The sequence below is a fragment of the Arthrobacter sp. FW306-1B-F12A genome (genome assembly GCF_058781865.1).
Map to the genome: position 1 here is coordinate 34034 of NZ_JBYSXD010000023.1, position 24181 is coordinate 58214.

The following is a 24181-nucleotide window of genomic DNA, read 5'->3' on the forward strand; positions in this document are numbered from 1 at the left end:
CGCCTAGCCGTCCACGTCGTGCAGGTGATGGACGACGTCGTGCAGGAAGTACTGGGCGAACGTCAGCACTGTGAACGTCGAGCCGTTGCTGCGCACCCCCGTGCGGGGCCATTCGTCCTCGTGCACGGCAGCGAAGGAGTTGGCAATCTGGGTGCCCTCGGCGGCCAGCTGCCCAGCGACTTCGGCCGGATCCGCATTCGCGTAGTCGCCGTCGATCGCGGCCTTGTCCTGGTCCCAATTGGCGAAGCGGGCGTCGTCCTCCCGCAGCATCAAGTTCAGGCGCTGGTCGAAGAGGCTGAAGACATCCCGCACGTGGCAGGCATACTCCAGCGGTGACCACGTGTGTTCGTCCGGGCGGGTGGAGGCGTCCTCCCGGCGCAAAACGGCCCGCCAACGCGGCAGCATGTTCAGGACTGTCCCCGGGACGGTGGACGGCGTCACAGTGGCGGCGTCGAAGCCGCACTCGGGACAGGGCGTGGACAGGACCCAGGTCCAGTCCTTGTCATCGGGAATGATCGGCATGGCAGTAGTCTAGGGCCCGGATTCCTGATCCGGTCACACCGCACGTAGAGCGCCCTGTTCCAGCCCTGATCAGCCCGATCAGGAGTAAAGTTAGGTGCTGGGGAAGCCTGGAAAGTGAAACTGCCATGCTAAAGGATCTAAACGTCGCCGGCGTGCTCCCTGCCAGCGATATCGCCCGCGCACGCGACTTCTACCGCGACAAGCTAGGCCTCGAACCGGATAACCCGGAAGCCACAGACAACCTGATGTACAAGTGCGCCAACGGCACAGCCTTCCTGCTCTACGAGACGCCCAATGCCGGGACCGCGAAGAACACCCAGTTGGGATTCCAGAGCACGGACCTGGACCAGGACATGGCCGATCTCAGGGAACGCGGAGTGGTCTTCGAAGAGTACGACTTCCCGGGCCTGAAGACCGAAAACGGCGTAGCCACCATGCCGAGCGGAGAACGGGGAGCCTGGTTCCTCGATTCGGAAGGAAACATCCTCAGTATCGCCACGATGTAGCCCAGCGCGGCCGGGACGTACCCTTCAACGGCTACGTCCCGTCATTTCTCGCCGGCGTTTCCTTCTTCCCAAGCCATGCTCGCACCGATGGCATCCACGGGCTGGGAGAGGGGAACGCCGGAGCCGTCGCGGCGGCCGTGTTCTTGTGGGAGGGCACGGGCAACGCCGGCGCTGGATGACGCCTTCGCCGGACCATGGCCCGCCCACCCGAGCAGGAGTGTGTCTTCACCCTTGAGGAAACGGTGCGCCCGCACGCCTCCGGTCGCCCGGCCCTTGGCCGGGTACTCCTCGAACGGGGTGATCTTCGCCGTGCCCGGAGCAGTTCCCGGCAGCGCGCCGTTGCTGCCCGCAATCGTCACCACGACGGCGGCCGGATCATTGGCGCGCACCGTGCCGAAGTGGATGACGTCGTCGCCGACCCCCAGCTTGATTCCCGCCATGCCGCCGGCGGTACGGCCCTGCGGCCGAACGGCGGAGGCGCTGAAACGCAGGAGCTGCGCAAGCCGGGTCACGAAGACGAGGTCGACGTCGTCGTCCTGGGCGGGCTCCACGCCCACCACAGTGTCCTTGTCCTTGAGGGCAATGATTTCCCAGTCTTCGCGGTTTAGCGGGTAGTCAGGCTGGACGCGCTTGACGACGCCCTGGGCCGTACCGATGGCCAACACCGCATCCAGCGGCACGAACGCCACGAGCGATTCGCCCTTGAGCAGGGTGATGAAGTCTTTTGCCGCGACGCCCCCGGCAAGGTTGGGCAGGCCGGACATTGCCGGCAGTGCCGGCATGTCCATGACCTGCACCCGCAGCATGCGGCCCTGCGAGGTGACCGCGCCGATCTCGCCGCGTGCGGTTGTCTTGACCACGGAGCGGTAGACATCATGCTTGCTCCGCGGGCCGGATTCGGCCAACGGCTCCTGATTGGAGGTCCGTGCGATCTGGCCGGAGGCGCTCAGGAGTGCCCAGCAAGGGTCATCGGGGATTTCGAGCGGGAGCGCGGCGGCCTTGCCCTTGCCGGCCGGGACGGCTGCTGCGAGGGCGGCGGCGACGGTGGGGGAGACAGCCTCGGATTCAAGGAGGACTGTGCGTCTCGGGGTACCGTACTTCTCGGCCACTTCGGCCAACTCTCCGGACACCAGCTCGCGCAGGAGCACGTCGGATGCCAGGATCGCCTCGAGCTCGGCGATCTCGCGCCGCAGTTCTTCCTGCTCCTTCTCGAGTTCGATGCGCGAGTACTTGGTCAGTTGGCGCAGGCGGAGTTCCAGGATGTAGTTGGCCTGGATCTCGGACAGGTCGTAGATGGACATCAGCCGTTCGCGGGCAGCCGATGCCTCGTCCGAGGAGCGGATGATCTGGATAACCTCGTCGATGTCGACGATCGCGATCAACAGGCCCTCCACCAGGTGGAGGCGGTCCTTTTTCTTGCCCAAGCGGAAGGCTGTGCGACGGCGCACGACGGAAAGGCGGTGGCCCACATACACCTGGAGGAGCTGGAGCAAGCCCAAGGTCTGCGGCTGCCCATCCACCAAGGTCACGTTGTTGATGCCGAAGGAGTCTTCCATCGGCGTGAACCGGTAGAGCTGCTGCAGCACGGCGTTGGGGTTGAAGCCGTTCTTGATCTCGATCACGAGCCGCAGTCCGTGCTTGCGGTCGGTGAGGTCCATGACGTCGCTGATGCCGCTCAGCTTCTTGGCGTTGACGGCATCCTTGATCTTTTCAATGACCTTCTCCGGACCCACCATGTAGGGGAGCTCGGTCACCACGAGGCCGGTGCGGCGCGCCGTGAGCTGCTCGACCTCCACCTTGGCGCGGGTCTTGAATGAACCGCGTCCCGTGGCGTAGGCGTCGCGGATTCCGTCCAGGCCCACGATCCGGCCGCCGGTGGGCAAATCCGGGCCGGGCACGAACCGCATGACGTCGTCCAGCGTGGCATCCGGGTTGGCGATGAGGTGCCGGGCGGCCGCGATGACTTCCACGAGGTTGTGGGGTGCCATGTTGGTGGCCATGCCGACGGCGATGCCCGTAGTGCCGTTGACCAGCAGATTGGGGAAGGCGGCCGGGAGCACGTCCGGCTGGGTGAGCTGGTTGTCGTAGTTGGGGACGAAGTCCACCACGTCTTCGTCGAGGTTCTCGGTCATCGTCATCGCAGCCGCGGCGAGCCGGGCTTCCGTGTAGCGCGGTGCTGCCGGGCCGTCGTCGAGCGAACCGAAGTTTCCGTGCCCGTCGATCAGGGGCAAGCGCAGCGAGAAGTCCTGTGCCATGCGTACCATGGCGTCATAGATGGCCGCATCACCGTGGGGGTGCAGCTTTCCCATGACTTCGCCCACCACGCGGGCACTCTTCACATGGCCGCGGTCCGGGCGCAGGCCCATGTCGCTCATCATGTACAAGATGCGCCGCTGAACGGGTTTGAGGCCGTCGCGCGCATCGGGGAGCGCACGGGAATAGATCACCGAATACGCGTACTCCAGGAAGGAGCCTTCCATTTCGGAAGTGACGTCGATATCGATGATGTTCTCGGTGAAGTCCCCGTCGACAGCGGCCGAGGCCGCGTTTGAGCGGGAGGGACTTTGGCTTCGTGCCATGGAGTCGGTGGATCCTTAAACGTGTACTGCGGAAGACTTGGCTAGGCTAAGCCTATGGTGGATCAGCCCGGCGCCGGCGTATATCCGGAATATTGGGAGGCCGATGTCGTGCTTCGCGACGGCGGAACGGCCCACTTGAGACCAATCTCACCCGAAGATGCCGGCGCCCTCCAAGCCTTCCATACGGCGCAGTCCGAGACGTCCATCTACATGCGGTTCTTCTCGTTCAAGCCGAGGCTCTCCAGCAAGGAACTGCACCGCTTCACGGAGGTGGACCACAAGGACCGGGTGGCGTTTGTCATCACCATCGGCGGAGAGATCGTCGGCGTCGGCCGCTACGATCGGCTCGATGACCCTACGGAGGCCGAAGTGGCCTTCAATATTTCCGATGTCCAGCAGGGCCGGGGCATCGGCTCCATCCTGCTCGAACACTTGGCCGCGGCCGCGCGGGAGAACGGCATCCGCCGCTTCACGGCCGAGGTCCTGCCGGAGAACCGCAAAATGCTGCGGGTCTTCGCCGATGCCGGCTATGAGCTTGCGCGCAAATTCGACGACGGCGTGGTCAGCGTTGAATTCAACATCGACCCCACCGCAAAATCCCTCGCCGTCATGGAATCGCGGGAACACCGCGCCGAGGCCCGCAGCGTGCGGGACTTGCTTGCGCCGTCGTCGATCGCGGTGGTGGGCGCCAGCCGCCGGTGGGGGACCGTCGGGCACCAGTTGCTTGAGCACATCCTGGATGGTGGCTTCACCGGTGCGGTCTATGCGGTCAACCCTGAAGCCTTCGAGGTGGGCGGCATGAAGTCGTTCGCCCGGATCGGCGAAGTCCCCGGGCCGGTGCAGCTCGCCATCGTCGCTGTGCCTAACGAGGAAGTGCCGAAGGTCGTGGACGAGTGCGGGGCGGCCGGGGTCAAAGGCCTCGTGGTCGCCACAGCAGGGTACGCGGACGACGGCGAGCGGGGGCTGCGGAGGCAACGTGAGCTCGTGCGCCAGGCGAGGTCCTATGGGATGCGCGTGATCGGCCCCGAGTCCTTGGGGATCGTGAACACGAACCCGGAGGTTTCCCTCAACGCCTCCATGGCCCCGAACCTGCCCCGGCGCGGGGGACTGGGGCTGTTTTCGCAATCCGCGGCCATCGGGGTCTCCGTCTACGCGGCAGCGAGCCGCCGGGGCCTGGGCCTTTCCTCGTTCTTGTCTGCCGGCAACCGCGCCGATGTCTCCGGCAACGACGTCATGCAGTTCTGGGAAGACGATCCCGATACTGTCGCCGTCGGGCTCTATTTGGAGTCGATCGGCAATCCGCGCAAGTTCTCCCGCCTGGCCCGCCGATTGTCGCGGAGCAAGCCGGTCATCGTCGCCAAATCGGATGTGACGGGCCTGCGGCTTCCGCCGGGGCACGTGGTGAGGACCACACTGGCGCCTGCGGCCGCCCTGGACGCGATGATGCGCCAAGCCGGCGTCATCGCCGTCGAAACCATCGAACAGCTCATGGACGTGGCGCAGATCGTGTCCAGCCAGCCCCTGCCCAAGGGCCCGGCGCTCGCCGTCTACAGCAATTCCGCGGCCTTCGGCAAGGTCGTGGCGGACAACGCGGCGCCCCAGGGGCTCGTCGTCGACAGGATCGTCACCGACGTGGATCTGGACGCGGGGATGTCCGCATCGCGGGACGGGCTGCGGCGCAGCCTCCGGAAGAATCTTGCAGACGATTCCGTGCATGCGGTGGTGGCGGCCATGGTGCCGTCCCGAAGCCTCACGATGGAAGCGATCGCGGGAGTGCTCGCTGAATGCGCGGCGGAGGCCGGAAAGCCCGTCGTGGCGGCATTCACCGGGATCCTCGACACTTCCGTGCAACTGGACGGATTACTCGCCCCAAACGGGGAGTCCGGACCTTCCCTTCCTTGCTACTCCAGCGCGGGCAGCGCAGTGGCGGCCTTGGCGGCTGTGGTCCGTTACGCGAAGTGGCTGGACCGGGACCAAGGCATGTTCATCGAGCCTCCTGGTTGCGACCGCGAAGGTACCCGCGAACACATCGAGCGGCTCCTGTCTGCTGTCGCGGGGGAGCAATTGGTACGGCTCGATGGCGGCGAATCGGCCGCGCTTCTGTCCCGCTACGGAATCCCCGTGGTGCCGTCGGCTGTGTTCGAGAGCGACGACGAAGCGGTAGACGCCGCCGAACGGCTCGGCTGGCCCGTGGTGCTCAAGACCACGGATCCCGCCCTCCGGCACCGCCTGGACCTGGGAGGCGTGCGTCTCGACATCGAGGATGCGGACTCGCTTCGGCGCAACATCGCGCAGATGCGTCGCGCACTAGAGCCCTACGGTTCATCGGCCATAGAGGTGCAGGCCATGGTTCCAGTGGGACAGGCGTGCACCTTCCGGGCCATCGAGGATCCGCTCCTGGGGCCCGTGGTCTCTTTCGGTTTGGCGGGAGACGCCGTGAACCTCCTGGACGATTGGGCGCACCGGGTACCTCCCTTGTCCACGACTGATCTCCACGACTTCATCAGGGCACCCCGGGCTTCCCTGAAACTGTTCGGCTACCAAGGGCTGCCGGCCGTGGACGTGGCCGCCCTCGAAGACCTCGGAGCACGGCTGGTCCGGCTCAAGGATGAACACCCCGAAATCGCGCTCGTGGAGTTCAATCCCGTCCTGGCCGGGACCCGGGGCGCGAAAATCCTTGCCGCCGAGGTGTGGATCGGGAACGCCGCACAGCGCACAGACAGTGCCCGCCGTGCGATGCTCAGCTGAGCTGGCAGTTGACCGCCGGAGGGCCGGACGGTTATGAAGTCCCCAGCCGATCTGTGAAAATGGGGGAATGAGCTCGAAGTCCCCGACGCCTCCGTCCGGTCCGGCTACCACCGGGCACCATGCAACACACAACCACAGCTCGCAGGGGCAGAGCCTGGACCAGGCACTTCAACGGGCAGGCTTCTATCCTGTCCTGGTTGCCGATGTTGTGGCCGACGCCTTGGACGGGCGCGACTGCCTTGCGCATCTGGTGCATTTGGAAACACATTTCGACCGTGCCGAGGTCCGGCGGCACATCACGGTCCTCGTCCTCACCGAGGACATGCTGGTGATCACCCACGTCGACGACCAGCAGCTCGACGAAGCCGGGGAGCAGATCGTCGCCCAGATTTCCACCGAGTCCGTCCCCGTGGCACAGATCCGCTCGGTCGTCCTCAGCTACATGTATGCGCAGCCGCAGAACTACACTCCCAGCGACCCGGTCAGGGAGCTGACCCTCTCCATTGCCTGGTCCGGAGGCCAGCGGCTGGACGTGGGACCCGCCAGCTGCGGCGATCCCCAGTGCGAAGCCGACCACGGATACACGGGCACCATCTCCCAGGAGGACATCGTGCTGCGGATCAGCTCCGAGGCTGACGGACCCCGGGCCGTTCAGGACGCGAAGGTCTTTGCCCGCGCGCTGCGGGCCGTGAATACGGGCGCTCCCGGGCCCTCGGTTCACGCAAGTACCATCTCCGGTCCGCGACTCCGCTCCGGCGTCTTCGGCAACAGGCTGAGCCGCGGGCACCAGCGCTGATGGCGACGTCGGAACCCGTCGCCCAGGACACCGTCCCCGTTACCGGCGCCATCCCCGAGCTTCCCGGCGCGCCGCTGTATGGCAGCAAATCGATCGCCGAGGTTTTCACGAGCGCCGCGGCGAGCATGGGCCTGCCCGGCTTCGACAACAAACTGCACTTGCCCGTATCGCAACGCGTGTGCGTTGTTCTCGCCGATGGCCTGGGGCGCAATCTCCTGAAACAGAAGGCCGCGCACACCCCGTTTCTGAGGTCGATTGCGAATTCGGGACAGGGTGCCGTCCCGGTGTGGCTTGATTCGGCTTTTCCTTCCACCACGGCATCGTCCTTGGCCAGCCTCGGAACCGGCCGCACGCCCGGTGAACACGGCATGGTGGGCTATGACGTCCTGGATCCTGCCCAGGACAAGGTAGTCAACTTGCTCGGCAATTGGGACGCTGGTGTCGACCCCTTGCGTTGGCAGCCGTTCCCGACAATCTTCGAACGGGTGGCCGCTGACGCCGACGTCGTCACCGTGAGCCTGCCCCAGTTCGGGGCGTCGCCGATGACCCGCGCGGCGCTCCGGGGAAGCCGGTTCGTGGGCGGCACCTCGCTCCATGCCCGGACGGCAATGGCGGGGGAGGAAATGGCTGCGGGAACCCCCTCCCTCATGTACTTCTACGTCAACGAGCTGGACAAAGCCGGACACCGCTACGGCTGTCAGTCCGATCGCTGGGAGCACCAGCTCGAGGAAATCGATTCGACGGTCAAGAGGCTCTCTGCCTCACTGCCGGCGGGGACAACCATCCTGCTCACGGGCGACCATGGAATGCTCGACGTTCCCGAGTCTCAGCGCATCGACTATTCCGCCGATCCTGCCCTTATCGCAGGGGTGCGGCACACAGCGGGCGAGCCACGCATGGTCCACCTGTACCTCGAACCCGACGCCCGGGAGCTTCACCGGGACGCCCTGCTGGATGCCTGGCGCGCCCGCTTCGGCGACCGGATCTGGGCCTTCACGCGCGGGCAGGCCCTTGAAGCAGGACTCTTCGGGGTCCTTCGGCCGGAGGTTTCCCCCCGGATCGGGGATGTCATGATCGCGGCCCGGGACACCTTGGCGCTCTACGACGTCCGCCGCGTCCGTCCGACTGCCTTGGAGGTGGTGGGGCAACATGGTTCGCTGACCAAGGCGGAGCGCGAAGTTCCCTTGCTGTGCTTCCAAGCCGGAGGTCCCAAGGGCCGCCGTGGCTGAACTCATTTTCTTCTCCGGAACCATGGACTGCGGCAAGTCCACCCTTGCCTTGCAGATGGATTACAACCACCGTGCCCGCGGCCGGGGCGGGGTCCGCTTCAGTTGCAACGACCGCGCCGGCGGATCCGTCATCTCCAGCCGTCTCGGGCTCCAGACGGACGCCGTGGAAGTCATTGACACCACCGATTTCTGGGACGAGGTTGTCCGACGCCGGACCACGGGCCTCAAGGTGGACTACCTGATCTGTGACGAAGCCCAGTTCTACTCACCCGTGCAAGTGGAACAGCTGGCGCGCGTGGTTGACGAGATGGGCGTAGACGTGTTCGCTTTCGGAATCACGTCCGACTTCCGCACCCGGCTGTTCCCCGGATCCCAGCGTTTCGTCGAGCTCGCGGACAGGGTCCAAGTCCTGCAAGTGGAAGCGCTCTGCTGGTGCGGCCGCCGGGCGACACACAATGCGCGGACCGTGGACGGCATCATGGTGGTTGAAGGCGAGCAAGTCGTGGTGGGAGACGTTGCCAGGGAGGCCGGACAAGCGGAGGTCACCCCGGAGCAAATCGACGCGTCGCAGCCGGTTGTCGGGTACGAGACCCTATGCCGAAGGCACTACATGCGCCGGGTCACCGCTCATGGAGCCAATCTCATGGCGAGCCGGGATCAGTTGCTGCCGTTCGACGTCGACGCTTGCCTTTGGCACGGCGCAGGCTGAAGCCGCAACGAATTGAACGCTGCCTAGTCTCCGCGCGTCCCGAAGACGATTTCATCCCAGCTCGGAATGCTGGAGCGCTTGGGCCGTGACGGCTGGCGCTCGGCCGCTCCCGCGTCGGAAGTTTCTTCATCCTTCTGCCCGGAACGGGTGGGCTTCGGCTCTTCGCGATCCCGCCGGGGAGCGCCGCCGAGCAATTCGTCCAAGCCCGCCCGCGGCGATGCTGCTCCCGGGGTTCGCGCCTCGTCCTGGCCGGTCTGACCGTCGTGATCGTTCCTGCCGCGCAACATGGTCACGGGGCGCAGCGGACCGGGGATCACCGTGATTTCACGGGTGTCCGTGCTGACGCCGTCGTGAAGGTGGAGGGAATCGTCTTCCTTGTCGTCATGCTTCGGGGCCAGGCTCAGCCGCGACAGCATGGATGCACGCGCGTCACGGCGGCTGGGGGCCGGCCCGGATTCAGGCTGCTGGTGCGTTTCCGTATCGACCGGCTCTTTGTCAGCTGCGTCGCTGTCCGCACGTTCGTCGTCGACGTCGCCAGGACGTGGATGCGCAGCCGGAACGCCGCTGCTCAGAAGCAGCGCCAACGCGTCGTCACTGTCTTCGTCAAGTCCCAGCCTCTGTCCGCGGCGCGAGCGCAACATGTCAAGGAGCCCATCGGCTTCCTTCGTGGCAGCGGCGGCAGCCGCGCGTGCGGCGGTCCCGGCATCGGCCTCAAAGTCAAAGGGCCGGTCGGAGACGGCCGCGAGCCGCCGCGCCGGTACGGGCCCATCAAGGGGTTCCAGTTCGCTGAGCTGCTGGGCCCAGCGGTTGGCGTTCTGGATGGATTTGCGGGCGGGATGGAACGTCCACATCGCGGGCGGTTCTTCGCCGATGCTCTCCAGGCTGCCTGGCTTGGTTTCGAAGCGTGCGACGACGGTCCACGTGCCATCGGTCCGGCGCCAGGAATCCCATTCCACGCTAGAGGAATCGATTCCGTGGGCCGTGAGCCGGTGTGCGACCATTTCGCCCAGGCTTGCGGGTTCATCGCCGAACGCTGCGCGGTAGGCGTCCTGGCCGGGGGCCGGGGCAGCGACTTCGACTTTGCGTGCCTGCTGGGCGATGTACTCGCGCTCTGCAAGCACAGGGCCCTCATACCGCTGCACGTTGGCGAGCGGCATCCCGGACAGCTCCGCCACTTCCGCGGCCGTAGCGCCGCTGCGGATGCGTGACTGAATGTCACGGGGGGACATGGCGACGGGCGTGATCGAGGAACGTGCGGCCACCTGGGCAGGTGTCCGGCTCGCTGCAACCCGCAACGCCTCATCAATCGGAAGCTGGAACATCTCGCCGCCGGTACCGCTCAACAGGAGATGTCCGCCGTCGTCGTGGACGCCAACCAGCCGTAGATCCCGCATAAAATCCTCCACCATGGCCTATCTGACATTCGAAACTCTGCCACCCGGTACGGCCTTTTCCTACTAGGAGAAAGGGCGCGCCGCGATATTCCGCGATTTCCGGCATTCCGTGCGCAGGCGATCGGCACCGGGGTATGGACATTCGAGACATCCGGGAGGACAATCTGCCCGATATCGGGCACAAAAATGCGGCCCGCTGCGTTACATCCTTAGACCGGGCGAGGTTCCGGTCGACAGGATCGCAAGCCCTGCGTGACGTGCAAGGGAGAACGAAGAAGGGACCATGGCAACGGACTACGACGCCCCTCGGAAGACCGAAGAAGACACCGAGGACTCGATCGAGGAACTCAAGTCGCATCGCACCGAGAAACAGTCGTCATCGGCTGTTGACATCGATGAGACTGACCTCGCGGACGCCTACGAGCTCCCCGGGGCGGACTTGTCCGGCGAAGAGCTGCTGGTCCGCGTCCTGCCTCCGCAACCGGACGAATTTACGTGCTTCAATTGCTTCCTCGTCAAACACCGCTCCCAGATTGCGCGGGAGAAGGACGGGCACCTTTACTGCAAGGAATGCGAAAGCTAGCCTCGCGAAGACTGCGTGGACAGCGCTGCCAGAAGTTCTTCGGGGCGGCGCGTGGACGTCAACCAGTACGGGGTGCGGTCCGCCGGGTCGGTGATTTCAATACGCACCACGGGATCGATCCAGCCCCGGAGGCACAGGAACGCCAGTCCGTGGAGACGGGTTCCGCGCTCCGCGGTGGCCTCGTCCTTGCGGTACGCGGTGACGGCGCCGACAAACTCGCGCTGGATAGTAGCGCGTCCCACTTGGACGGTGTCCCGGTCCACCACAATCGCCGGGGTGGACAACACCAGCATGGTGGTCATGATCGCAAAGAGGACCAGCGCGGCGATAATCCCCGCGGTGATGCTGATCGGCGCGAACATCAAGATGCCCGCGGCGGACAAGCCGACCACCACAATCCAAATCCAGGGGGAGGGCCAGAGCTTTTCCGTAAACAGGACGCCCGTTCCACTCGAGGAATGGTGCGGTGCGGGTACGGAAGCAGTCGATTCAGGCATACCACCAGCTTATCGGGACTGTGCCCCCGGGAATTAACGCCCCTCATGCCCTGTGGCCGGCGTGCGGCGGCAACCGGGGAAGCACTCCGTGGGCGATAGAATGTGTGACTGTGAGCCACGAGACAGCAGTAGCCAACCCAGCAGACACCTCCGCCGAATACGGCGCGCCGACCCTTCAGGTCCAACTGAAAATGCTCGACGCCGGATTGGAAGCGCCGTCCTACGCCCACCCCGGTGACGCCGGGGCGGACCTTCGGGCCCGCGCGGACGTATCGCTTGCGCCGGGTGAGCGGAAGCTTGTTCCCACGGGCGTCTCAATCGCACTGCCGAACGGCTTTGTCGCGCTGATCCACCCCCGGTCAGGGCTGGCAACCAAGCACGGACTCACGGTGGTGAACGCTCCCGGGACGGTTGATGCCGGCTACCGAGGTGAAATTTCCGTGACGCTTTTGAATACCGACCAAAACCACGCAATCGAACTCAAGCGCGGCGATAGAATTGCTCAAATGGTGATCCAGCGCGTCGAGTATGCGCAGTTCGTATCCGTGGAGGAGTTGTCCGACACCTCGCGCGGCACCGGCGGCTTTGGATCCACCGGAGGCTTCGCGCCGGCCGTGAGCTAGCAACAACCCTCGACAATCGGCGCCGCACGGAGCTGATTGCCATGCTGCCCGCGAGTTGATGGGCAGTCTGCGGTTTACTGGGGATAGACCACTACTAAGGAGACAACCCGATGCTTTTTGGGCGCGGAAAGAAGTCCAAGGCTGAGCAGCCGAAAGACAACGGTACTGAGCAGGCCAATGCCGCGACGACGCAGCAGGACGCCGGCACGGTAGCCAGTGGAGCCGCCAAGGGCGACTTCCGCCTGTCCAAGGGGCCATTGGATGCCAGCGAAATAGATAGCCAGGATGGCTACGTGGATCTTGGCGCCTTGCTGATCGAGCCTTCCGAGGGCCTTCAATTGCGCCTCGAAGTCGAAGAAGCAACCCAGCGGGTAGTGGCCGTCACCATGGACCTCGATGGCTCGAGCCTCCAGCTCCAAGCATTTGCCGCGCCACGCTCCGAAGGGCTGTGGGACGAGATCCGCGAACAAATCGGCCAGTCCGTATCCAGCCAAGGAGGCGAAGTCGAGGAGATCGTCGGCACCTTCGGCACGGAACTCATCGCCAAGCTTCCCACCGAATCCGCCGACGGCGGCCGTGGCTTCCGGGCCGCCCGGTTCATGGGCGTGGACGGACCCCGCTGGTTCCTCCGTGGCGTCATCGGCGGCAACGCGGCCTTGGACAGGAAAGCGGCCGAAGGACTGGAGAACCTCTTCCGCAAGGTTGTGGTCATTCGCGGAGACAACCCCATGCCGCCCCGCGAGCTGCTTCAGCTGAAGCTTCCCAAGGATGCTGTGGCCTCCGGCCAGCACGGCGCTCCCCATGAAACGCCGGAGCTTCAGCGGCCGGAACGCGGCCCGGAGATCACCCAGATTGGCTGACAAAGCGGCGCGTGCCGCTGCCGCCCATGGCAGCTCGGCGTCCCTGCCCCTCACTGAACTCCCTGTCCGGGGCAGGGTCGACTGCACGGGTTTCATCGAGTCGGTCACCTACCAGCCCGCCAATGAGCAAGCACACTTCTCGGCTATCGTCGTCGACCGGATTGCGCATAGGGGCGACACCGGTCCGTTGACCCGACTCCGCGTCATCTGGCTCGGGCGCCGCAAGGTGCCCGGTATTGAACCAGGGACGGTCCTGCGGCTCGAGGGCATGGTCACGCCGAAAGACGGGATGCCCACAATGTTCAATCCGCGCTACGAAATCCTCTCCCGGCAGGAGCACCAATGACCGTCGCCAATGGATCCGGCCCCCACGAAAAACCAGCGGAGGAGGAGCCCGGCTCGGCCGAGGAGGCCAGGCAGGGCGCCCAGGGGCCGAGCATTGCGGACATTGCCGCCGGCTATGCCGAGAAAGCCGGACTCCAACGCAACAGCCACGGGCACGTGGATATCCTCAAATCCGCCGGGGGTGTCCAGGGCATAGCCGAGAGCATCGTGCCAGGCCTCGTCTTCCTGATCGCTTTCATGGTCACCCGCGACCTTCCGGCGTCCCTGATTGCCTCCCTCGCGGCGGCAGCCGTCTTCACCGTAGTCCGGCTTGTCCAACGGCGCCCGTTGACCCAGGCGCTTGCGGGGATCGCCGGCGTCGCCATCTCCGCTTGGCTCGCGAACACCACCGGCAAGGCCGAGGATTTCTACGTCCTGGGCTTCTATACGAATATCGCCTACATCGCCGGAATGGTGCTGTCGATCCTGCTCAAGTGGCCGATCGCCGGCCTGCTTTTCGGATTCGTCCGCAACGAGGGCTTCGAATGGCGGAAGAACCCGGAGCGCCTGCGGGCCTACGCCATCGGCACGTGGGTAGTCATTGCCGTCCTGGCACTACGGCTGGTGGTCCAGGTGCCCCTGTATTTCATGGGCGAACCCGGCCTTGCCGCGCTCGCTACCATGAGGCTGATCATGGGCGCTCCGCTATACATCCTTGGGCTCTGGATTGCCTGGCTCCTGACCCGGCCGGTGCCGGGCCAGAAGCCGGATCGTGATCCTCAGCCGTCGAAGCCGTCGTCGTCGGACTGATCCGAAAACTCTTCTTCGACGTCAACTGAGCCGTGGTCCGCGGCGGACGGGGAAAGCAGCCCCCTGAGGCCGTCCTCAGCCGCAATGGTGGTGACGAAGAACAGCTCGTCGCCGCCGTCGATCACGTCGTCGCGGCTCGGCGTGATGGGCGCATGGTCCCGAAGGATCGCCACCAGGGTGGCGTCTTCGGGCCATTCGATGCCGCCCACGGTGCTGCCGATGATGTGCGAGTCGTGGGGAACGGTGAATTCCACGAGTGAGGAGACGCCCGTCTGCAAGGTCAGCAAGCGGACGAGGTCACCGATTTCCACGGCTTCTTCCACGAGCGCCGTCATGAGCTGCGGGGTGTTGACTGCGACGTCGACGCCCCAGGAATCGTTGAACATCCAGTCGTTCTTGGGATTGTTGACCCGGCCAACCGTGCGGCCCACACCGAATTCGGTCTTGGCCAGCAAGGACACCACGAGGTTGACTTTGTCGTCGCCGGTCGCGGACACGACGACGTCGGCCCCTTCCAGCTTCGCTTCCTGCAGCGTGCTCAATTCGCACGCGTCGCCCACGAGCCAGCGCGCCCCGCGGAGCCCGCTGCGCCCGATGACCTCCGGTTTGAGGTCGATCAGCATGATCTCGTGTTTGTGGGCGAGCAATTCACGCGCGATCGATGAACCGACGCTGCCCGCGCCGACAATAACGACTTTCACTCAGACTCCTTGGCAGGTGCGCTGGAAAGGATGCGCGCCACCTCGGCGCTGCGGTCCAGATTCAACATGGCGTGCACGGTGTCGCCCTCCTGGTACGCCGTTCCGGCCTGGGGCAGGACGCCCTCTCCAAAACGGGTGAGGAAAGCGACACGGATTCCGGATGCTGCTTCGATGGCAGTCAGCGGGTGCCCGATCCAGCCTTGGTCGAGGTCTACTTCGGACAAAACCAACCGGCCCGAGGGTTCGCGGTAGTCGCCCGCCAAGTGTTGCTCGGGCAGGATCCGGCGCAGGACCTGGTCCGCGCTCCAGCGCACGGCGGCTACCGTGGGGATGCCCAGGCGCTGGTAGATTTCGGCGCGGCCGGGATCGTAGATGCGGGCTACAACATGCGAAACATGGAAAGTCTCACGGGCTACCCGGGTGGCGAGGATATTGGAGTTGTCACCGCTGGAGACGGCGGCGAAAGCGTACGCTTCCTCGCAACCTGCCTGCTTGAGGGTGTCCCGGTCGAAGCCGACGCCGGTGACTTTCCTGCCGGTGAACCCGCTGCGCAGGCGGCGGAAAGCACGGTCGTCCTGGTCGATGATTGCCACCGAATGGCCGGCGTCTTCCAAGGTGTGCGCCAACGTTGCGCCAACTCGTCCGCAACCCATGATCACAAAGTGAGCCACGGTTTCTCCTTCACTCTTATGCATGCCGCTCGGTAAGACTCTACCGGGGCAAGTCGCGGAAGCCAGTCCGCCGTCATGACATCGCGTTCGATTCAGAGTAGCTTTGCGGAGTGCTGACAATTCTCAACGCCGCGAAGCGGGTGTTGGTGGGGCGGCCGTTCCGGAACGACCGCCTGGCCCACACCCTGCTTCCCAAGCGCATTGCCCTGCCGATTTTCGCCTCGGACGCCCTGTCATCCGTGGCGTACGCCCCTGACGAAATCCTGCTGACGCTGGCCCTCGCGGGCGTGAGTGCTGTGGCTATTTCGCCGCTCGTAGGCCTCGCGGTCATGGTGGTCTTGCTCACGGTTGTAGCCTCGTACCGGCAGAACGTCCACGCCTACCCTTCCGGTGGCGGCGACTACGAAATCGCCAACGTCAACCTGGGGAAGTTCGCTGGCCTGACCGTCGCCGCCGCGTTGTTGGTGGACTACGTCCTCACCGTCGCCGTGTCGATGTCCTCCGCCGCGGCGTACCTGACCACCGCGATCCCCTCGCTGCACGGGCAGCAGGCGCTCATCGCCACAGTCGGCGTCATCGTCCTGGCACTCGTCAACCTGCGCGGAATCAAGGAAGCGGGCAGTGTCTTCGCGGTTCCCACCTATATATTCATGTTCTCCATCCTGGGCATGACGGCCGTCGGTATCTTCCAGGCGGCCACGGGCCAACTCGGCCAGGCTCCCTCGGCAGCCTTCACCATCGTCCCGCAAGAGGGATTCGACCAGGGACTCGTGGGCCTGGCAGGCGCGTTCCTGCTGCTGCGCGCCTTCTCCTCCGGCGCAGCGGCCCTGACTGGTGTGGAGGCCATCAGCAACGGTGTACCGAACTTCAAGAAGCCAAAGAGCAAGAACGCCGCCACTACGCTCTTGCTGCTCGGCGTCATCGCCTCGGCCATGCTCGCGGGCATCATCTACCTCGCCAACGCCACCAAGGTCCACATCGTGCTGGATCCGGCCAAAGAATTCCTCCTGCATGGCCAGCCGCTCCCGGACGACTACATCCAGAACCCTGCCATCAGCCAGATTGCACAGACGATCTTCGGCGCCGGGTCCATCCCGTTCTACGTTGTTGTCGCCGCGACGGGCGTCATCCTCGTCTTCGCCTCCAACACGGCGTTCAACGGATTCCCGGTCCTGGGGTCCATCCTCGCCCAGGACGGCTACCTTCCCCGCCAGCTTCGGACCCGCGGAGACCGCCTGGCCTTCAGCAACGGCGTCCTCGCCCTTGCTGCCGGCGCCTTGGTCCTCATCATTTCCTTCAACGCCGATGTCACCAAGCTGATCCAGCTGTACATCGTGGGCGTCTTCATTTCCTTCACGATGAGCCAGTTGGGCATGGTGCGTCACTGGGGCAGGGAACTCAAACTTGCGCAGGACAAAGCCGTCCGCCTCAGGATCGTGAAGTCCCGCACCATCAACATGCTCGGCTTCGCCATGACGGCGCTGGTGCTGACCATCGTGCTGATCACCAAGTTCGAACAGGGTGCCTGGATCGCCCTTCTCGCGATGTTCGTCCTGTTCCTCATCATGTGGAGCATCCGCGCCCACTACGACAACGTGGCCAAGGAACTGGCCGTTGACGAGGATTCTTCCCCGCGTGCATTGCCTACCCGGGTCCATGCCGTGCTCCTGGTGTCCCACGTCCGCAAACCGGTGCTGCGCGCCCTCGCCTACGCGCGGGCGTCGAGGCCGTCCCGGCTGGACGCCATCATCGTCGACATCGACCACGAGGAAACCGCGCACACCGTCGAGGCCTGGGACAAGCTGGACATCCCTGTCCCGTTGACCGTTTTGGCGAGCCCGTACCGCGAAACCGTCACGCCGATCCTGGACTACGTCAAGAACATGCGCCGTGATTCCCCGCGCGACCTGATCGTCGTCTACATCCCGGAGTACGTCGTCGGCAAGTGGTGGGAACAGCTCGTCCACAACCAGACCGCCTTGCGCATCAAGGCCAGGCTCCACTTTGAACCCGGCGTCATGGTGGCCAGCGTCCCTTGGCAATTGAAATCCTCCGAAGAAGCAAAGGCATTGCAGGATACCTGATGACCCACCCGATCAACACCGAATCCAGCTCGCCCACGGCCCAGGACGGAGCTGCCACGGAGCTGGTGGTGGACGTCGGCCCCATCGCCCATGGCGGCCACTTTGTCGCACGGCACGAAGGCCGGGTTATTTTTGTCCGGCACGGCATCCCGGGGGAGAAGGTCCGGGTCCGGCTGACCGACGCAGGAGAGTCTTCCCGTTTCTGGCGTGCCGACGTCGTCGACGTCCTGGAAGCGTCAGACGATCGGACGCGCCATTTCTGGCCGCTCGCCGACTCTCTTGCCGCCTGGCGCAAGGGCGGTCCGCCCGTGGGCGGCGCGGAACTCGGGCACGTAACACTGGAACGGCAACGGCTGCTCAAATCCGAAGTCCTCGCCGAACAGTTGAAGCGGCTCGCCGGCGTCGAACTCGATGTCGAAGTGGAGCCGGCGGCCGCCGGTGACGCGGCCCCCGGCGGTGTTGCGGCATCCGACGGCGATACCGGGCTCGGCTGGCGGACCCGTGCCAGCTTTGCCGTCACCCCCGGTGGCCGGCTGGGGATGCATGCCCACCGCTCCGACGTCGTGATTCCTGTCCATGAGATGCCTTTGGCACTGCCGGGCATCAACGAGTTGCGGCTCTGGGACATCGATCTGCGGGGGATCTCGCGGGTGGAGGTGGCCGCGCCCGCCAACGGATCGCGTCCCCTCGTCCTTCTCGCCCCGGAGGAGGGTACTGACGCCCGGCGCCTCAACCGGATCCTGGGCCAGCTCCCGCAGGAAGTCTCAGTGGCGAGCTTCGACCCCGTGGGTGGAGATGTCCTGCAGTTGCGCGGCAGGACGTGGGTCCAGGAATCGGCTGCCGGCCACGAATACCGGGTGACGGGAGAAGGGTTCTGGCAGATCCACAAGGACGCGCCCGGGACCCTGGTGGGGGCGGTGACGGGATTCCTGCACGACGGCGGCTACCTCCTTCCGGGATCGGCCGTCGCCGATCTTTACGCGGGAGCCGGATTGTTTACGGCGCCCTTGGCGGATGCCGTGGGGATCACCGGTTCGGTGCTGTCCGTCGAAGGATCGCCCGGGACCAGCCGCGATGCCCGCAAGAACCTGCACGGAGAGACCCAGGTGGAAATTGTCCAGGGCAGGGTGGAACGTGTCCTCCGGCAGCGCCCCCGGAGCTTCGACGCCTTGGTGATCGACCCGCCGCGGGCCGGCGCCGGCAAGGCCGTGGTCAGCCAGCTCATCGAGTCCGGGCCCCGCGCAATCGCCTATGTGTCGTGTGATCCGGCCTCCTTCGCGCGTGATCTGGGGTACTTCCGGAACAGCGGATGGCGCCTCGAATCCCTCCGGGCATTTGACTTGTATCCGCACACACACCACCTGGAGACCGTTGCGTTGCTGGTGCCCGCGGCATAGGCGCCACTACGATGGGGGAGAAGTCCTACGTCGCGCTTCACTTCTCCACCGGCCGGCAGTCGCTCAGATTAGGTTTGCCTAACTAGCTAGCGGTCAACCACGCGACAAAGATGAAAGCTGTTGCGAGAGGAGTCCTGCCATGAGCACTGTGGACAGCTTCGGTTCCAAAGGCGTACTGAATGTAGCCGGCACCGATTATGAAATTTTCCGGTTGAACTCCGTTGAGGGCGCAGACAGCCTTCCGTTCAGCCTTAAGGTATTGCTTGAAAACCTCCTGCGGACGGAAGATGGCGCCAATATCACGGCCGACCACGTCCGCGCCTTGGCCGGCTGGGACCCGGATGCCCAGCCAGACACCGAGATCCAGTTCACCCCGGCCCGAGTCATCATGCAGGACTTCACCGGGGTTCCCTGTGTGGTTGACCTTGCCACCATGCGTGAAGCCATCAAGGACCTCGGCGGCGACCCCAAGCGCGTCAACCCGCTGGCTCCGGCTGAGATGGTCATCGACCACTCCGTGCAGATCGATGCCTTCGGCAACTCCGGCGCGCTTGAGCGCAACATGGAGATCGAATACCAGCGCAACGGCGAGCGTTACCAGTTCCTGCGTTGGGGCCAGACTGCTTTCGACGACTTCAAGGTTGTCCCCCCGGGAACCGGCATCGTCCACCAGGTCAACATCGAATACCTGGCACGCACCGTCATGACCCGCGAAGTTGACGGCGTCCTCCGTGCCTACCCGGACACCTGCGTCGGCACGGACTCCCACACCACCATGGTCAACGGCCTGGGCGTGCTCGGCTGGGGCGTAGGCGGCATCGAAGCCGAGGCCGCCATGCTTGGCCAGCCCGTTTCCATGTTGATCCCGCGCGTTGTCGGCTTCAAGCTCACCGGCTCCATCCCCGCCGGCGCCACCGCCACGGACGTCGTCCTGACCATCACCGAGCAGCTGCGCAACCACGGCGTGGTCGGCAAGTTCGTGGAATTCTACGGCGAAGGCGTTGCGGCCGTGCCGTTGGCCAACCGCGCCACTATCGGCAACATGAGCCCGGAGTTCGGCTCAACGGCAGCGATGTTCCCGATCGACGACGTCACCCTCGAGTACTTGCGCCTCACCGGCCGCTCCGAGCAGAACGTCGCCCTGGTCGAGGCCTACGCGAAGGAACAGGGCCTCTGGCACGATCCCTCGCACGAGATCAAGTTCTCCGAGTACCTCGAGCTCGACCTGTCCACGGTTGTTCCCTCGATCTCGGGCCCGAAGCGTCCCCAGGACCGCATCATCCTCACCGAGTCCAAGGCGCAGTTCCGCGAGGACCTGCGCAACTACGTGAAGGAAGACCTGGCCGACGGAAGCCTGGACGAAGCGATCGACGAGAGCTTCCCGGCCTCCGATTCGCCGTCGTTCACCGCCACCGCGACGCACCTGTCCGACGTCGCGCCGCACGGACACGGCCCGAAGTCCAACGGTCGTCCGTCGAACAAGGTGAGCGTCACAACAGCTGACGGCCGCGAATTCGAACTGGACCACGGTGCCGTTTCGATCGCTTCGATCACGTCCTGCACCAACACGTCCAACCCTTCGGTGATGCTTGCTGCCGCGCTGCTCGCCCGCAACGCCGTCGACAAGGGCCTCACGTCCAAGCCGTGGGTCAAGACTTCGGTTGCTCCCGGCTCCAAGGTTGTCACCGACTACTACGAGAAGTCCGGCCTGACCCCCTACCTGGAGAAGCTCGGCTTCTACATCGTGGGCTACGGCTGCGCCACCTGCATCGGCAACTCTGGACCGCTCGACGCCGAAATCTCCGAGGCCATCCAGGCCAACGACCTTTCCGTCTCGGCTGTCCTCTCCGGCAACCGCAACTTCGAAGGCCGCATCAACCCGGACGTCAAGATGAACTACCTGGCCTCCCCGCCGCTGGTCATCGCCTACGCCCTGGCCGGAACCATGGACTTCGACTTCGACGCCGATCCGCTGGGCCAGGACCAGGACGGCAACGATGTCTTCTTGAAGGACATCTGGCCGAACCCGGTCGAGGTCCAGAAGGTCATCGATTCCTCGATCGACAAGGAAATGTTCGCCCGCGGCTACGAGGGCGTCTTCGACGGCGACGACCGCTGGAAGGCACTCGACACTCCGGCAGGCGACACCTTCGCCTGGGACGCCAAGTCCACCTACGTGCGGAAGCCCCCGTACTTCGAAGGCATGAAGGCGCAGCCGGAACCGGTAACGGACATCGCCGGAGCCCGCGTGCTGCTGAAGCTCGGCGACTCCGTCACCACCGACCACATCTCCCCGGCCGGTTCTTTCAAGTCGGACACCCCGGCAGGCCAGTACCTTCTGGCCAACGGCGTGGAGCGCAAGGACTTCAACTCCTACGGTTCGCGCCGTGGCAACCACGAGGTCATGATCCGCGGAACCTTCGCGAACATCCGCATCAAGAACCAGCTGCTCGCTGACTTCAACGACGGTGCGGGCGTCGAGGGTGGCTTCACCCGCGACTTCACCCAGGCGGACGGCCCCCAGGCCTACGTCTACGACGCTGCCCAGAACTACCAGGCAGCCGGCACCCCGCTGGTGGTCCTGGCCGGCAAGGAGTACGGCTCCGGCTCGTCCCGTGACTGGGCTGCCAAGGGAACCGCGCTGCTGGGCGTCAAGGCTGTCATCGCCGAAAGCTACGAGCGCATCCACCGCTCCAACCTCATCGGCATGGGCGTCCTCCCGCTGCAGTACCCGGCCAGCGAATCGGCTGCGTCGCTGGGCCTGGTCGGCACGGAAACGTTCTCGGTCGAGGGCGTCACCGAGCTGAACAACGGCACCACGCCGCGGACGCTCAAGGTCACGGCAACGGCCGAGGACGGCAGCACCAAGTCCTTCGACGCCGTGTTGCGTATCGATACGCCGGGCGAAGCGGACTACTACCGCAACGGCGGCATCCTTCAGTACGTTCTGCGCCAAATCTCGGCCCACTAGCCGATACCGGCGCGGGCTCCGCCTGCGCCAAAGGCAAAAGCTACAGCCCCGGCTGGTCATCGACCGGCCGGGGCTGTAGCCTTTCCTGCGGCTTGGTTCCGGCCAAGGCGTTAGAGTTGTATAGCACGTCAACCACCCTAAGGAGGGGCCGTTGGGACTCTTGGAGACAATCCGGAACCCGCAGGACCTGAGCAAGCTCACCAGTCAGCAGCTGGAGCAGCTTGCAGGCGAGATCAGGACTTTCCTCATCACCAACGTCGCCCAAACGGGTGGTCACCTTGGACCGAACCTTGGCGTGGTGGAACTCACCATGGCCATCCATAAGGTCTTCGATTCGCCGCGCGACAGCATCGTTTTCGACACCGGCCATCAGTCCTACGTCCACAAATTGCTGACCGGCAGGCAGGACTTCAGCACCCTCCGGCAGCAAGGTGGCATGTCCGGCTACCCCGATCGTGCCGAGTCCGAGCACGACATCGTGGAAAGCTCCCACGCGTCCTCTTCCTTGTCCTGGGCCGACGGTATCTCCCGTGCCCGCCAGTTGACCGGCGAGGGCGACCGCTGCGTTGTCGCCGTCGTCGGAGACGGTGCGCTGACGGGCGGCATGGCCTGGGAGGCAATCAACAACATCGCCGCCGACAAGCGGCGACGCGTGGTGATCGTCGTCAACGACAATGGCCGCTCCTATGCCCCGACGGTCGGCGGTCTTGCCGACTACCTCGCTTCGCTGCGCCCCACGATCGATTCCTTCCGGGCAGCCCCCACCTATGAAGTGGTGTTGGACTGGTGGAAGAAGAAACTCCAAAGCGGCGGCCCGATCGGGCAGTTCACCTACAGGAGCCTGCATGCCATGAAGAAGGGCATCAAGGACTGGTGGGCTCCGCAAGGCATGTTCGAAGACCTCGGCATGAAGTACATCGGCCCTGTCGACGGCCACAACATGCGTGCCCTTGAGCACGCGCTGACTACCGCCCGTAATTACGGCGGCCCGGTGATCGTCCACGCCATGACTGAAAAGGGGCACGGCTACGCGCCTGCCCTCGCCAACGAGGCGGACCAGTTCCACGCCGTCGGGATCATCGATCCCGAAACCGGCGAACCCACCGAAGCGGGTGGAGCCCGCTCGTGGACATCCGTGTTCGCTGAGGAAATCGCGGACATCGCCGATGAGCGCGAAGACATCGTCGGTATCACCGGGGCCATGCTGATCCCTGTCGGGTTGCACAAGTTCGCGGAACGGCACCCTGAAAGAGTGATCGACGTCGGGATCGCCGAACAGCACGCCCTCACCTCGGCCGCAGGCATGGCCTTCGGTGGACTGCACCCCGTCGTCGCCGTTTACGCGACGTTCCTGAACCGTGCCTTCGACCAGCTCCTCATGGACGTCGCCCTGCACAAAGCCGGAGTGACGGTCGTGTTGGACCGCGCCGGCGTGACGGGCCCGGACGGGGCCAGCCACCACGGCATGTGGGACATGGCGATGGTCCAGATCGTTCCAGGGCTGCACCTCGCGGCTCCGCGGGATGCCAGCCGCCTGCGGGAAGAACTCCGCGAAGCGGTTGCCATCGCCGACGCGCCCAGCGTGGTGCGCTTCTCCAAGGGCAGCGTGGGAAGCGAGATCGAAGCGATCGAACGGCTTTCCGACGGCGTCGACGTGCTCGCGCGCCGCCCCGAAGGCTCTACCGAGAACGATGTCCTGGTTGTCAGCGTAGGCGCAATGTCCGAACTCGCCCTCGACGTCGCGTCCCGGCTCGGATCCCAAGGCATCAGTTCCACCGTGGTGGATCCGCGGTGGGTCCTGCCTGTACGCAAGTCCATCATCGCCCTCGCAGCCCGGCACCGTTTGGTGATCTGCATCGAAGACGGCGTCCGGGCAGGGGGCGTCGGCTCCCGGATCCGCCAGGAGATGCGCGCGGCCGGCGTGGACACGGCCCTCAACGAAGTGGGGCTTCCGGTCGAATTCCTCGACCATGGAACCAGGAGCCAAGTCCTTGAGCGCGTGGGCCTTACCGCCCAACAGATAACGCACGACGTCGTCGCGCAGGTCCTGGGGACAAAGGTGCCTTTCGCGCGGCCCCTGCCAGGACAAGAACACCCCAGCACAGGCAGTCTCCCCAAACTGTGAACCGCCTGTTCAAGGCAGTATCCAACAAACAGGCACCCTTCGACGGCACAGG

20 protein-coding genes are annotated in these 24181 nt (G+C 65.0%); 14 read left to right on the plus strand and 6 right to left on the minus strand.

Annotated elements, in window-relative coordinates; genetic code table 11:
- Positions 1-3 precede the first annotated feature (3 nt).
- Positions 4-522, minus strand: a complete 519-nt coding sequence (locus AC3WJU_RS12690) for a DinB family protein (RefSeq protein WP_059389112.1) — start codon at positions 520-522, stop codon at positions 4-6.
- A gap of 125 nt (positions 523-647) precedes the next feature.
- On the opposite strand from AC3WJU_RS12690, the gene AC3WJU_RS12695 reads away from it, so the two are divergent.
- Complete coding sequence (locus AC3WJU_RS12695; RefSeq protein ID WP_059389111.1) at positions 648-1028, plus strand: VOC family protein; 381 nt, start codon at positions 648-650, stop codon at positions 1026-1028.
- Between the two features lie 41 nt (positions 1029-1069).
- On the opposite strand, the gene AC3WJU_RS12700 is transcribed toward AC3WJU_RS12695, so the two are convergent.
- Positions 1070-3607 (minus strand): DNA gyrase/topoisomerase IV subunit A, encoded by a 2538-nt coding sequence (locus AC3WJU_RS12700; RefSeq protein WP_284990727.1) that lies wholly within the window; start codon positions 3605-3607, stop codon positions 1070-1072.
- A 54-nt stretch (positions 3608-3661) separates the two neighbouring features.
- On the opposite strand from AC3WJU_RS12700, the gene AC3WJU_RS12705 reads away from it, so the two are divergent.
- The 4 genes from AC3WJU_RS12705 to AC3WJU_RS12720 all read left to right on the plus strand — a co-directional run bounded on the left by AC3WJU_RS12705 (position 3662) and on the right by AC3WJU_RS12720 (position 9089).
- On the plus strand, positions 3662-6355 hold the full coding sequence (locus AC3WJU_RS12705) for a bifunctional acetate--CoA ligase family protein/GNAT family N-acetyltransferase (RefSeq protein WP_332603117.1): 2694 nt from the start codon (positions 3662-3664) through the stop codon (positions 6353-6355).
- 67 nt (positions 6356-6422) lie between these two features.
- Entirely contained in the window at positions 6423-7151 is a 729-nt protein-coding gene (locus AC3WJU_RS12710; protein ID WP_307055134.1) for a DUF5998 family protein, read from the plus strand.
- A complete protein-coding gene (locus AC3WJU_RS12715) occupies positions 7151-8380 on the plus strand; it encodes an alkaline phosphatase family protein (RefSeq protein WP_492260028.1) in 1230 nt (409 codons plus the stop codon). Before AC3WJU_RS12710 ends, AC3WJU_RS12715 begins: the two co-directional genes overlap by 1 nt.
- Positions 8373-9089 carry a thymidine kinase gene (locus AC3WJU_RS12720; protein ID WP_284990721.1) on the plus strand — a complete coding sequence of 239 codons (717 nt, stop codon included), beginning with the start codon at positions 8373-8375 and terminating at the stop codon, positions 9087-9089. Before AC3WJU_RS12715 ends, AC3WJU_RS12720 begins: the two co-directional genes overlap by 8 nt.
- A gap of 23 nt (positions 9090-9112) precedes the next feature.
- On the opposite strand, the gene sepH is transcribed toward AC3WJU_RS12720, so the two are convergent.
- Positions 9113-10483, minus strand: coding sequence for a septation protein SepH (gene sepH / locus AC3WJU_RS12725; protein WP_492260029.1), 1371 nt, complete (start codon positions 10481-10483; stop codon positions 9113-9115).
- Between the two features lie 283 nt (positions 10484-10766).
- Between sepH and AC3WJU_RS12730 the strand changes: the two genes are divergently transcribed.
- On the plus strand, positions 10767-11066 hold the full coding sequence (locus AC3WJU_RS12730) for a DUF4193 domain-containing protein (protein WP_059389107.1): 300 nt from the start codon (positions 10767-10769) through the stop codon (positions 11064-11066).
- Here AC3WJU_RS12730 and AC3WJU_RS12735 read toward each other — a convergent pair.
- Positions 11063-11563, minus strand: coding sequence for a DUF3093 domain-containing protein (locus AC3WJU_RS12735; RefSeq protein ID WP_059389106.1), 501 nt, complete (start codon positions 11561-11563; stop codon positions 11063-11065). The genes AC3WJU_RS12730 and AC3WJU_RS12735 overlap by 4 nt on opposite strands.
- A gap of 110 nt (positions 11564-11673) precedes the next feature.
- Here AC3WJU_RS12735 and dut point away from each other — a divergent pair, with 110 nt between their 5' ends.
- The 4 genes from dut (at position 11674) to AC3WJU_RS12755 (ending at position 14180) form a co-directional block, all read left to right on the plus strand.
- A complete protein-coding gene (dut, locus tag AC3WJU_RS12740) occupies positions 11674-12186 on the plus strand; it encodes a dUTP diphosphatase (RefSeq protein WP_364538293.1) in 513 nt (170 codons plus the stop codon).
- A gap of 110 nt (positions 12187-12296) precedes the next feature.
- Entirely contained in the window at positions 12297-13046 is a 750-nt protein-coding gene (locus AC3WJU_RS12745; RefSeq protein WP_306962482.1) for a DUF3710 domain-containing protein, read from the plus strand.
- The gene (locus AC3WJU_RS12750; RefSeq protein ID WP_059389104.1) at positions 13039-13392 is read left to right on the plus strand and encodes a hypothetical protein; all 354 of its coding nucleotides are present in this window, start codon (positions 13039-13041) and stop codon (positions 13390-13392) included. The genes AC3WJU_RS12745 and AC3WJU_RS12750 overlap by 8 nt, the downstream gene beginning before the upstream one ends.
- A complete protein-coding gene (locus tag AC3WJU_RS12755; protein ID WP_284990715.1) occupies positions 13389-14180 on the plus strand; it encodes a DUF3159 domain-containing protein in 792 nt (263 codons plus the stop codon). Before AC3WJU_RS12750 ends, AC3WJU_RS12755 begins: the two co-directional genes overlap by 4 nt.
- Here the strand turns inward: AC3WJU_RS12755 and AC3WJU_RS12760 are convergent.
- A complete protein-coding gene (locus AC3WJU_RS12760; RefSeq protein ID WP_284990714.1) occupies positions 14150-14881 on the minus strand; it encodes a potassium channel family protein in 732 nt (243 codons plus the stop codon). The two genes, AC3WJU_RS12755 and AC3WJU_RS12760, sit on opposite strands and share 31 nt — an antisense overlap.
- Complete coding sequence (locus tag AC3WJU_RS12765; protein WP_059389103.1) at positions 14878-15552, minus strand: potassium channel family protein; 675 nt, start codon at positions 15550-15552, stop codon at positions 14878-14880. Before AC3WJU_RS12765 ends, AC3WJU_RS12760 begins: the two co-directional genes overlap by 4 nt.
- 110 nt (positions 15553-15662) lie before the next feature.
- Here AC3WJU_RS12765 and AC3WJU_RS12770 point away from each other — a divergent pair, with 110 nt between their 5' ends.
- The 4 genes from AC3WJU_RS12770 to dxs all read left to right on the plus strand — a co-directional run bounded on the left by AC3WJU_RS12770 (position 15663) and on the right by dxs (position 24129).
- On the plus strand, positions 15663-17636 hold the full coding sequence (locus AC3WJU_RS12770) for an APC family permease (protein ID WP_332603114.1): 1974 nt from the start codon (positions 15663-15665) through the stop codon (positions 17634-17636).
- The gene (locus AC3WJU_RS12775) at positions 17636-19033 is read left to right on the plus strand and encodes a class I SAM-dependent RNA methyltransferase (RefSeq protein WP_284990712.1); all 1398 of its coding nucleotides are present in this window, start codon (positions 17636-17638) and stop codon (positions 19031-19033) included. The genes AC3WJU_RS12770 and AC3WJU_RS12775 overlap by 1 nt, the downstream gene beginning before the upstream one ends.
- 139 nt (positions 19034-19172) lie before the next feature.
- Positions 19173-22004: an aconitate hydratase gene (locus AC3WJU_RS12780; protein WP_492260030.1), complete on the plus strand. Its 2832-nt coding sequence runs from the start codon at positions 19173-19175 to the stop codon at positions 22002-22004.
- Between the two features lie 151 nt (positions 22005-22155).
- Positions 22156-24129, plus strand: coding sequence for a 1-deoxy-D-xylulose-5-phosphate synthase (dxs, locus tag AC3WJU_RS12785; RefSeq protein ID WP_059389102.1), 1974 nt, complete (start codon positions 22156-22158; stop codon positions 24127-24129).
- Positions 24130-24181 lie beyond the last annotated feature (52 nt).

Excerpts from the sequence above, each read along its gene's own strand:
- AC3WJU_RS12730 (WP_059389107.1), top strand. The coding sequence starts at position 10,767 with ATGGCAACGGACTACGACGCCCCTCGGAAGACCGAAGAAGACACCGAG.
- AC3WJU_RS12695 (WP_059389111.1), top strand. The coding sequence starts at position 648 with ATGCTAAAGGATCTAAACGTCGCCGGCGTGCTCCCTGCCAGCGATATC.
- AC3WJU_RS12755 (WP_284990715.1), top strand. The coding sequence starts at position 13,389 with ATGACCGTCGCCAATGGATCCGGCCCCCACGAAAAACCAGCGGAGGAG.
- AC3WJU_RS12715 (WP_492260028.1), top strand. The coding sequence starts at position 7,151 with ATGGCGACGTCGGAACCCGTCGCCCAGGACACCGTCCCCGTTACCGGC.
- AC3WJU_RS12710 (WP_307055134.1), top strand. The coding sequence starts at position 6,423 with ATGAGCTCGAAGTCCCCGACGCCTCCGTCCGGTCCGGCTACCACCGGG.
- AC3WJU_RS12700 (WP_284990727.1), bottom strand. The coding sequence starts at position 3,607 with ATGGCACGAAGCCAAAGTCCCTCCCGCTCAAACGCGGCCTCGGCCGCT.
- AC3WJU_RS12705 (WP_332603117.1), top strand. The coding sequence starts at position 3,662 with ATGGTGGATCAGCCCGGCGCCGGCGTATATCCGGAATATTGGGAGGCC.
- AC3WJU_RS12745 (WP_306962482.1), top strand. The coding sequence starts at position 12,297 with ATGCTTTTTGGGCGCGGAAAGAAGTCCAAGGCTGAGCAGCCGAAAGAC.
- AC3WJU_RS12775 (WP_284990712.1), top strand. The coding sequence starts at position 17,636 with ATGACCCACCCGATCAACACCGAATCCAGCTCGCCCACGGCCCAGGAC.
- AC3WJU_RS12780 (WP_492260030.1), top strand. The coding sequence starts at position 19,173 with ATGAGCACTGTGGACAGCTTCGGTTCCAAAGGCGTACTGAATGTAGCC.
- AC3WJU_RS12690 (WP_059389112.1), bottom strand. The coding sequence starts at position 522 with ATGCCGATCATTCCCGATGACAAGGACTGGACCTGGGTCCTGTCCACG.
- AC3WJU_RS12735 (WP_059389106.1), bottom strand. The coding sequence starts at position 11,563 with ATGCCTGAATCGACTGCTTCCGTACCCGCACCGCACCATTCCTCGAGT.
- sepH (WP_492260029.1), bottom strand. The coding sequence starts at position 10,483 with ATGCGGGATCTACGGCTGGTTGGCGTCCACGACGACGGCGGACATCTC.